The organism is Mesorhizobium sp. M7A.T.Ca.US.000.02.2.1, assembly GCF_003996995.1.
Lineage (GTDB): Bacteria > Pseudomonadota > Alphaproteobacteria > Rhizobiales > Rhizobiaceae > Mesorhizobium.
On sequence record NZ_RZTT01000320.1, the window covers coordinates 1 to 7,127 of the forward strand.

8 protein-coding genes are annotated in these 7,127 nt (G+C 62.9%); 3 read left to right on the forward strand and 5 right to left on the reverse strand.

What is annotated here, in order from left to right; all coding sequences use genetic code 11:
• Together EOD15_RS24810 and EOD15_RS24815 are read right to left on the reverse strand one after the other, a co-directional pair.
• On the reverse strand, positions 1-809 hold an 809-nt coding region (locus EOD15_RS24810), incomplete at its 3' end, for an MFS transporter (protein ID WP_148129635.1).
• Between the two features lie 60 nt (positions 810-869).
• Positions 870-1,859 carry an AraC family transcriptional regulator gene (locus EOD15_RS24815; RefSeq protein WP_185929064.1) on the reverse strand — a complete coding sequence of 330 codons (990 nt, stop codon included), beginning with the start codon at positions 1,857-1,859 and terminating at the stop codon, positions 870-872.
• Between the two features lie 160 nt (positions 1,860-2,019).
• On the opposite strand from EOD15_RS24815, the gene EOD15_RS24820 reads away from it, so the two are divergent.
• A complete protein-coding gene (locus EOD15_RS24820; protein ID WP_127408935.1) occupies positions 2,020-3,855 on the forward strand; it encodes a monovalent cation:proton antiporter-2 (CPA2) family protein in 1,836 nt (611 codons plus the stop codon).
• A gap of 14 nt (positions 3,856-3,869) precedes the next feature.
• Positions 3,870-4,415, forward strand: a complete 546-nt coding sequence (locus EOD15_RS24825; protein WP_127323051.1) for a DUF924 family protein — start codon at positions 3,870-3,872, stop codon at positions 4,413-4,415.
• Positions 4,416-4,569: 154 nt separating this feature from the next.
• Here EOD15_RS24825 and folK read toward each other — a convergent pair whose 3' ends face one another.
• Genes folK through folP form a run of 3 tightly spaced genes read right to left on the reverse strand, consistent with a single transcriptional unit; the run spans position 4,570 to position 6,280 of the window.
• Positions 4,570-5,082 carry a 2-amino-4-hydroxy-6-hydroxymethyldihydropteridine diphosphokinase gene (folK, locus tag EOD15_RS24830; RefSeq protein WP_127272685.1) on the reverse strand — a complete coding sequence of 171 codons (513 nt, stop codon included), beginning with the start codon at positions 5,080-5,082 and terminating at the stop codon, positions 4,570-4,572.
• Positions 5,066-5,425, reverse strand: coding sequence for a dihydroneopterin aldolase (gene folB / locus EOD15_RS24835; RefSeq protein WP_023813034.1), 360 nt, complete (start codon positions 5,423-5,425; stop codon positions 5,066-5,068). The genes folK and folB overlap by 17 nt, the downstream gene beginning before the upstream one ends.
• Positions 5,426-5,428: 3 nt before the next feature.
• Positions 5,429-6,280 carry a dihydropteroate synthase gene (gene folP / locus EOD15_RS24840; protein WP_127408936.1) on the reverse strand — a complete coding sequence of 284 codons (852 nt, stop codon included), beginning with the start codon at positions 6,278-6,280 and terminating at the stop codon, positions 5,429-5,431.
• Between the two features lie 124 nt (positions 6,281-6,404).
• Here folP and EOD15_RS24845 point away from each other — a divergent pair, with 124 nt between their 5' ends.
• Complete coding sequence (locus EOD15_RS24845) at positions 6,405-7,043, forward strand: DUF922 domain-containing protein (protein ID WP_245463761.1); 639 nt, start codon at positions 6,405-6,407, stop codon at positions 7,041-7,043.
• Positions 7,044-7,127: the final 84 nt, after the last annotated feature.

A 7,127-nucleotide genomic window follows, 5' to 3' on the forward strand; every position in this document is an offset into this window, starting at 1 on the left:
AACCCGAGCAGAGCCAGGGCAATCGGTCCGGTTGTAAGGAGTGTCACCTGTTCGAGGAAGGGACGCACATAGACCGAGCCGGCAAAATGCCCCGTCATCAGCAAAACAATGGCCAGCATGCCGAGTTGGATGCCGCGCCGCCGGGTCAGCCGAAATACATCTGCAAGGCTGTTGCTTGCCGTTGCAGGCAAGGTCGGCAGGCTGAGAAACTGCAGCAGCATGGCAAGCGCGGCCAGCCCCGCCGTCATGGCCATGGCACTGCGCCACCCTATCCAGTCACTGATCAGCGCGCCCATAGACGGTGCGGCAATGGTGGCAAGCGAGACGCCGAGGGTGACGATCGCCATGCCCCGACCTGTCGCATTGGCGCCAACCAGCCTCGCCACGACGGCGACCGAAAGTGCCCAGAAAGCGCTGAGAGCGATGCCCAGCCCGGCCCGGCCCAACAGCAACAGCCAGAAATCGGTCGCCAGCGCCGCCAGGATATTGGAACCGACCGCAAGAGCGCTGAGACCAACCAGCACCGCCTTGCGGTTCAGGCGGCCGATGAGAACATTGCTCAACATGGCCGTCACGGCGCCGACGGAAGCGGTGGCCGTGACGACCTGGCCGGCCGTCCCCTCGCTGATGCCGAGATCGCGTGCCATTGGCGTCAGCAGACCTGCGGGCAGGAATTCGGCCGACACCAGGGCAAAGCTGGTGGCTGCCAATGAAATGACCGCGAACCAGGTGGCTGCGCTCCACGCGGCTGGTGCATCGGCATCAAGGCCAATCGCGGCGTCTTCAAGCTGTAATGTTGTGTCAGTCACGGAAAGATCTCCAAAGTTTGGAGGTCTTAAATAGGCGAGTCCGCTCGGATGATATGTATCTTAGAATCCGAAATTCATATCCATTCGTCCGGGAATTGTGCGACGCACAACGCCCGGCGAGACATTGGTGATGCGCTTGAACGCGCGCGCGAAGGATGCCTCGGAATCATAGCCCAAACGGGTAGCGACTTCGGCAACCGACAAGCCGTTTTGGCCCAGCAATTCGCGGGCAAGCTGCATGCGCAGGCGGGCGAGATAGTGTGCGGCACCCTCCCCCAATACCGCACTGAAACGCTCGGCGAAAATCGAACGCGATTGGCCTGCCACGCCGGCCAGGCTTCCCAGCGTCCAGTTGTGGCCGGGGCTGCGGTGCATGGCCGCCAAAGCGCGGCCTATATGGGGGTCGCGGATGGCTGCGAGCCAACCGGTGGTCGAGGCTCCGTTGCAATTGACCCAGCAGCGTATGAGCCGGGCCGTCAGCAAGTCGGCCATACGCGACAGAATCGTGGCGCTGCCCATCTGCGGTTGCGAGGCCTCCACCGTCATGGCCGCCAGCAAAGGACCGACGACCGGGTCATTGCCGGCCACGTCGCAACCCTTGATGACAGGCGGCATCAACGTTATCAATGGGTTGAGCGCATAGGAGTCCAAGGCCATGGAGCCGCAGAAAAGGGTGCTCGTGGCGCCCGTTCCTTGCCGTACCACTTCGCAGACGTTGCCCCCCAACTTGATCACCTGGCAACCTTCGAGCGAGTCCCCTGCAACGTCCGGCGCGCTCGCCAGCCGATGGGCGATGCCTTGCGGCAGCAGCACCAGATCGCCATCGCGCAACTCCTGCCAGCCTTGCGATTCAGTATGAATCCAGCACGGGCCCTGGCCGACAAAGTGAAACCGAAGCAGCTGTTGTTGCGGAAAGTCTATGCTCCATGGGTGCCGGAGCTCGCAGCGGCCATAGTTGACACCACTCAAGCGAAAGTCTTGCAGAACTTCGCTGAGCGCATCCATCGGGATATGTGGCGTCGAAGACGGACGGGACGAATAGTCAGGCATATGCCTGATATAGATGCCGAACGTCCGGCAGGCAAGCGGGGACCGTTGTCCACCAGGTGAATCGTTGCAGCGGCGCCCTACCCTTCCCGGCAGATTTCTCGCCTTGCCTCCCACTCCAACTGCATGCAAGGAGTTTCTGCTAGACACAGGGACAAGAGGCATGGCGGCGGAAGCATCGGGCAGTGATCTGGTTCAGGTGGTGGCACTGCTTGCTGCCGGCGTCGTTGCCGTTCCGATCTTCAAGCGCATGGGCCTTGGCTCGATCCTCGGCTATCTAACCGCCGGCGTGGTGATCGGTCCGTTCGGCCTCGGCGTCTTTTCCGAATCGGAAGCCATTCTTCATGTCGCCGAGCTCGGTGTGGTGATGTTCCTGTTCATCATCGGGCTGGAAATGCAGCCATCGCGGCTGTGGGGCCTGCGCCGCGAGATCTTCGGCCTCGGCGCGCTGCAGGTCGGCGTCTGCGCGCTGCTGCTGACCGGTGTCGGCATGGCGGGAGGGTTTCCGATCGCGCAATCCTTCGTCGCCGGCGCCGGCTTCGTGCTGACCTCGACGGCGATCGTCATGCAACTCCTGGAGGAACGCGGTGAAATCGCCGCACCGAAAGGCCAGCGCATCGTATCGGTCCTGCTGCTCGAGGACCTTGCCATCGTGCCGCTGCTGGCCCTGATCGCGTTCCTGGCGCCCGGTGGAGCCGACACCAGCCTGTCGGAGCGGCTGACTGAGGTCGGCATCGGCCTTGCCGCGATCATCGGCCTGGTGGTGGCCGGCCGTTATCTGCTCAACCCGTTCTTCCGCATCCTGGCGGATGCCCGTGCCCGCGAGGTGATGACGGCGGCGGCACTTCTGGTCGTCCTTGGCTCCGCCCTCGCCATGCAGCTCAGCGGCCTGTCGATGGCGATGGGTGCCTTCCTGGCCGGCGTGCTTTTGTCTGAATCGACCTTCCGCCACCAACTCGAAGCCGACATCGAACCCTTCCGCGGCATCCTGCTTGGCCTGTTCTTTCTCGCGGTAGGCATGTCGCTCGACCTGCATGTGGTCGCGGCGAACTGGCGGCTGATCGCCGTCTATGTCGTCGCCTATATGGTGATGAAGGCATTCGGTATCTACATCGTCGCCCGCATCCTGAAATCAGGCCACCGCGAAGCCCTGGAGCGCGCGGTCTTCATGGCACAAGGCGGCGAATTCGCCTTTGTCCTTTACTCGGCGGCCGCGGCGGTCGGCATCATCGACGGCCAGGCCAACGCGACGCTGACGGCGATCGTCATCATCTCCATGGTGCTGACGCCGCTGGCCATCATCGCCTTGCGCTATCTGACGCCGCGTGACGAGCAGTCGCTCGACGGCGTCGATGTCGCCGATGGCCTGACCGGCAGCGTGCTGGTCATTGGTTTCGGCCGCTTCGGCCAGATCGCGAGCCAGCCGCTGCTGCTGCGCGGCATCGACGTCTCGATCATCGACAATGACGTCGAAATGATCCAGGCGGCGGCCGATTTCGGCTTCAAGGTCTATTATGGCGACGGCACGCGACTGGACATCCTGCATGCCGCCGGCGCCGGCCGTGCCCGCGCCGTGCTGATCTGCGTCGACAAGGCCGATGTGGCTGTTCGCATCGCGGAGCTCATCAAGGCTGAGTTTCCTTTGCTCACCGTGCTGGCCCGCGCTTTCGATCGTGGTACCGCGCTGCAGCTCATTCGCGCCGGCGTCGACTACCAGCTGCGTGAAACCTTCGAATCCGCACTTGTTTTCGGCGGCTCGGCCCTGGAATCGCTGGGCGTCGATCCCGAAGACGTGGCTGAAACGATCGAAGACGTCAGACGCCGCGACACCGACCGCTTCGAGACCCAGCTCGCCGAGGGCATTCGCGCCGGGCAGCGCTTCCTGAGAGGCAATATCGGCACGCCGATTCCGACACCGCTCTCCACGCCGCGCCGGCCTGGTCAGGCACTCAACGAAGAGACCGCGGGTGTGCTGCACAAGTCCGAACCCGCCGATTGAGCAAGGAATCAGGCATGGAATTGGACAGCAGAGCCCTGTCGGTCACCAAATTCTGGCGCGATGCCGGCGAGGATGCCTGGTTCGAGAAGAACGAAGCATTCGATGCCGAGTTCCGCGACCGCTTTCTCGGCCTGCACTACGCCGCCGCGCGGCGTGAATGCGACGACTGGCTGGAACACGCCGAAGGCGCGCTGGCGCTGATGATCCTGCTCGACCAGTTTCCGCGGAACTGTTTTCGCGGCACCGGCCATATGTACGCGACCGATCCGCTCGCCAGATATTTCGCGGAGAGGGCGATCGCGGCTGGTCATGACCTGGCACTCGAGGAAGAACTCCGCGTTTTCCTCTACCTGCCTTACGAGCATTCGGAACTGCTGGCCGACCAGGACATTTCGGTCGAACTGACGCAGGCCAGGGCCGAGCCATACCTGAAGTACGCTGTCGAACACCGCGATATCATTCAGAATTTCGGCCGTTTTCCGCACCGAAACAAGATGCTTGGCCGCGAAACCACCCCGCAGGAGCAGACGTTCCTGGATGGCGGCGGCTTCTCCGGTTAAAGACCCCGCTCCAAGGTGTGTTGAGATTCAGGTCAGGCCGAGACGAAAACGGTGGGTTCCGAGAACCGGAGCGGAGCGTACATTTGGGTACGTGAGCACCGGAAGCGCAGGAACTCGCCGTTTGCAGGCCGGCATCACCTGAATATCAACGCACCTAGGCCAACCACCAATCCCGGCCGGAGGACAATCGCTCGATGCCTGAAGTATCGACGGCGACCAGGCGGTCGGTGATGCTGCGACCGCTGACAACCAGGCCGGGCGCGATCTCGGCCAGCGGCGCCAGCACGAAGGCGCGCTCCAGCATGCGCGGATGCGGCACCTCCAGTCCGGTCTCGTGGATGACGCGGTCGCCGAACACCAGAATGTCGATATCGATCAGCCGCGGCCCCCAGCGCTCCTCCCGGACCCGCTTCAGCTTGCGCTCCGCATCGAGGCAGAGGTCGAGCAAGGCGCGCGGTGCAAGCACGGTGGAAATTTCGGCGGCCGCATTGAGAAAATCCGGCTGATCGAGCTTGCCCCATGGCGGCGTGCGATAAAGCGAGGAGACGCCGGTGACGCGCGTATCCGCGTCGGCATCCAGCATGCGCAGCGCCGCGCCCATGGATTTCGCCGGATCGCCAAGATTGCCGCCAAGGCTGAGATAAACGGTACTATTCGGGCCAGACAACGGTCACCTCGACATAATCGAGCACGCCGGGCACCGGTGCGTTCGGCTTGCGCACCGTGATCTCGGCTTTCTTTATCTGCGGAAAACGCGCTGTCAGCGCACGGGCCACTTCGAGCGCCAGCGACTCGATCAGAAAACGGCGCTGCCCGGTGATGATCTTTTCAATGACTGTGAATGCAATGCCGTAGTGGACTGTATCCTCGATCGAATCCTCGGCCAGCGCGCGGCCTGGATCGACGGTGAGAACGGCATCGACATAGAAGCGCTGGCCGAGCCTTTCCTCCTCGTCCAGCACGCCGTGCCGGGCAAAGAAAGCGCAGTTCTTCATGCGGATGACATACATCGCTCAGTTTCTCGCCCGGTCCGTCCGACGCGCCAGCATAGCATCCGCGAGCGCCAAAGCGTCCACGTTGAATGCGACATCGTGGACGCGAAACAGATCGGCGCCCTGGAGCCTCAAGATGACGCTGGTCGCCGATGTTCCGACCCCTCTGTCGGCGGTATCCCGGCCGGTGACCGTGCCGATGAAGCGTTTTCGCGACGTACCTGCCATCAGCGGCAAGCCAAGTGCATGCAATTCCGAAAAGCGTGCCATCAGGTCGAGATTTTCCTCCGCCGTCTCCTTGGCGAATCCGAAACCGGGATCGAGCACGATACGATCGTCGGCGATGCCGTTCTGGCGGGCGATTTCCAGCGACCTTCGCAGGAACGTCAATTGATCGGCAATCACATCCGGCAGCTTCTGGCGATCCCGCCCGGTATGCATGATGACCAGCCCGGCGCCGGTGTCGGCGGCGACGCGCGCAATATCAGGCTCGCGCTGCAAACCCCAGACATCGTTGACGATATGCGCGCCGGCGGCGACCGCCAGCCGCGCCGTGTCGGCACGATAGGTGTCGACCGAAATCAGCACCTCGCTCACGCCCGCCAGAGCTTCGATCACAGGCAGGATGCGGTCCTGTTCCTGGCTGGCCGATACCGCGGTAGCACCTGGGCGCGTCGATTCTCCGCCGACATCGACAACCAGTGCCCCTTCCCGGATCATGCGGCGCGCCTGGGCCAGCGCCTTTTCAGGGGCGTCGAAATGGCCGCCGTCGGAAAAGCTATCGGGCGTGACATTGAGGATGCCGACGACCACGGCCTTGCCGCCAAGGTCGAGATGGCGTCCATGCGCCAACTGCCATCGCCGGGCCGTCATTGCTCATCGACCATGGAGTTCATCAATCATGTGTGATCCCAGGCGGATCAATTTCATTGCGCCGGCAACGGCCGTAAAGCAAGGTGGTCGAAGAGGCAACATGATGAAACGAGCCATGCTTGGCATGAAAAGACGGTCCCTGGGCGTGAAACGATCCTTGGCTTGCGCGCTGCTGCTCGCTATGACCCCGCTTCCGGCGGCGGCCGCCAATCTCGTCAAGACGTACAGCTATTTCGCCATCGGCGGCAGCACGCTCGACGACATCGAGGCACAACTCTCCAAACGCGGGCCGGAGGTGAAAAGCACCGGCAACCGGCACCCGGGCGCCACGCAGATGGCCTTCACCACCCGTGTCAGCTATGCGCAGACACCGAGTTCCTGCCGGATCGCCGACGCGGCGGTGACCGTCAAGGTGAAGGTGATCCTTCCCGAGTGGCGCCGCCCGCGCAAGGCCGACGCCGATGTCAGGCTGTTCTGGGATACGCTGTCCGCCGACATCAAGCGCCATGAGGAGCGCCATGTCGAAATCGCCAAGAACCATGGCGGCGAACTCGAAGAGGCCTTGAAGGCCACCTACCCGCAAAAGAACTGCGACGCCGCCAAGGCCAAGGCGGCAGCCATCACCGCGGCTGTTCTGGCCAGGCACGACCGCGCCCAGCTTCAGTTCGACCGCGTCGAAAGCGTCAATTTCGAAAGCCGCATCTTGCGGCTGCTGCGCTACCGCATGGAGCGCATCGGCAACGGCCGACTGCCGCCGGCCTGAACGCACCCGAACTGAAAGTCAAATTCGCTGGAGGTAGTGCCAGATTCGAAAAACTTTCGAGCCCCTGTCGAAACCGGGCTATAT